At 37.8% G+C, this 2,524-nt stretch carries 3 protein-coding genes; all 3 read left to right on the top strand.

Annotated features, from left to right (window positions below; all coding sequences use genetic code 11):
* Positions 1 to 169 precede the first annotated feature (169 nt).
* Positions 170 to 742 (top strand): DUF536 domain-containing protein, encoded by a 573-nt coding sequence (locus AOQ32_RS07970; protein ID WP_059394358.1) that lies wholly within the window; start codon positions 170 to 172, stop codon positions 740 to 742.
* 111 nt (positions 743 to 853) lie between these two features.
* Positions 854 to 1,381 carry a Bsp6I family type II restriction endonuclease gene (locus AOQ32_RS07965; protein WP_059394357.1) on the top strand — a complete coding sequence of 176 codons (528 nt, stop codon included), beginning with the start codon at positions 854 to 856 and terminating at the stop codon, positions 1,379 to 1,381.
* Positions 1,382 to 1,477: 96 nt separating this feature from the next.
* Positions 1,478 to 2,455, top strand: coding sequence for a DNA cytosine methyltransferase (locus AOQ32_RS07960; RefSeq protein WP_059394356.1), 978 nt, complete (start codon positions 1,478 to 1,480; stop codon positions 2,453 to 2,455).
* The last annotated feature ends 69 nt before the right edge of the window (positions 2,456 to 2,524 follow it).

Here is a 2,524-nt window from a genome sequence, read left to right as displayed (position 1 = left end):
CTCCCTGTTTTTAAGGTTGATTATTTATTTCTCTGTCGGTAAAATAGACTTATAGAAATAAATGCATGGCAACTGGTGCGACAGTTACTGTGCAGGCCATCAACTTCCTTGCAGGGAAGTTGATGGCCTTTTTCGTATGTATTTGTTAATAAGAATATAGCATAATAAAATGCAGAAGAACAATAAAAATCAAACGACAAAAGAAAATAAGAGACTTTTTATGTCCAAAACAATTAAAGAATTAGCCGACGAGTTGGGAGTTAGCAAACAAACAATTCAATACCATTATCAGCATTTGCTAGCAAATAACCGACAAAAGGATAGTCGGGGTTTTAACGTTGTGAACCATACAGCCGAAAGGGAAATAAGGAGTAAGGTAGCAAAGAATTTGCCACCAAAAAACCGACAAAGAACCGACAAAGAGGTAGCAAATAATCAACAAAAAACCGACAAAGAAAAAACATCTATACACGCTGATTTAAAGATGCAAATAGAAGATTTAAAGCGACAAAGAGACCGACTCTTTGCTAGCAAAGAAAAGGAGATTGCTAGCAAAGACCGACAAATAGAAAAATTGAGTCAACTACTCGATCAATCGCAACAACTGCAGCTTTTAACACAAAAGAAAAATGAGCAACTAGAACACAAATTAGAGATAGAAACCACTAAAAAACCATTTTCTAAGAACGAAAATAAAGGACGCAAATGGTGGCCATTTAGTAAAAAGAAGGAAGAAAAATGATTTATGATTTTATTGACCGATAAAACTTATTAGGTCTTTTTTGTTTCCTTGATTATTAACGTTCAAGATAATGTTATATTGTTGAGGAGGTAAAACAGCTCATATCTTAATATGACATACAAAAATTTCAGTCTAATTAATATTGATGATGCCCGTATCAATGAAGTTTGCGATGCTTACTTCAAGTGGAAAGACCTAAACACATATATCAAGAGCACTAATTCCCGTGGAATTAACATGCCCGATGCTATCTCAGAGCCTATGGCTTGCTACTGCCTTAACCTTAGTTGGAACCGTGGTCCAGCCGTTGGAGATGCAACTGCTAAAGATGGGACACGTGTAGAATGCAAGGCAACGTCTAATTTTAAAGGGGACCTCTCGTCATTTGGTCCAAAAACAATCTTCGATGATTTGGTGTATTTACGTTTCAATCTTGAAGAAAACAAAGTTTATATGTATGACCTCAAGATAAACTCAGAAGATTTTGGTAAGTATCCTGCTAACAAAACGCAGACTATCCAAGAACAAAAAGACGCAGGTCGTAGACCACACGTTAGTCTACAAAAATTATTTGTTGATGCTAACAATATGGAACCCACACTCATCTTTGATATCAGGCGTTGCGAAGTTATTAAATAAAGTAAAGGAGGAGAGCTGTTTTACCTTTTTTATTCACTCAAACTACTGCGGCGCGCCGCACCTTTTTGGTATAATACCAAACATAGGAGAATACATATGGTTAACAAAATAGCTTCATTTTTTGCTGGTGTTGGTGGAATTGATAGGGGGTTTGCCGAGGCTGGAGATTTTAAAACAATATATGCAAACGAGTTTGACAACTACGCTGCTGATACATTTTCATTAAACTTTGACACTGAGGTAGATCGTCGTGACCTTACGACAGTTCCATCCACTGAAATTCCAGACTTTGATGTTTTGCTCGGTGGTTTCCCTTGCCAGGCATTTTCTATTGCTGGTTACCGACAGGGATTCAATGATGAGCAAGGACGGGGAAATCTATTTTTTGAATTAGTTCGTATTATCAAGGCTAAGCGTCCTCGTGTTGCTTTCTTTGAAAACGTAAAGAACTTGGTGTCACACGACAATGGAAACACGTTCCGAGTAATACAATCAGAGTTGGACAAACTAGGGTACAAGTACTTGTTCCAAGTTTTGAACGCATCAGAGTTCGGAAACATTCCACAAAACAGGGAGCGTATCTATATCGTTGCTTTTCGTGATGCAGAAGATTATGCTAACTTCTCATTTCCAAAGTCAATTCCTCTCACAACAAGTATTCATGATGTAATTGATTTTCAGTCAAAAGACATGGACGATGCCTTTTACTACTCTGCGGAAAAAAATGTCTTTTACAAAGAGCTTAAAGATAATATGACGAGCCATGACAGTGTTTATCAATGGCGGAGAAAGTACGTTCGTGAGAATAAAAGTCATGTTGTACCAACTTTGACCGCGAATATGGGCACTGGTGGACACAACGTTCCATTGATCCTTACGATGGACTCTCGAATTCGAAAGCTCACACCTAAAGAGTGTTTTAATGTCCAAGGGTTTCCTACTGATTTCAATCTTCCTAAGCAAAGTAACGGACGCTTGTACAAGCAGGCTGGAAACAGTGTTTGTGTTCCCGTCATTAAACGGATTGCAGAACAAGTTGATAAGGCAATGAAAACAACAGATGCCACAAAATAATCACTACTTAACATAATGTGCCTTAACCCAAGTAAAAAAAGCAGCTCCCAGCAATTGGGGCCTGCTTTT

The organism is Fructobacillus tropaeoli (assembly GCF_001047135.2).
Taxonomy (GTDB): domain Bacteria; phylum Bacillota; class Bacilli; order Lactobacillales; family Lactobacillaceae; genus Fructobacillus; species Fructobacillus tropaeoli.
The sequence above is the reverse complement of the archived record's forward strand: the minus strand, read 5'-3'. Positions and strand labels throughout refer to the sequence as shown.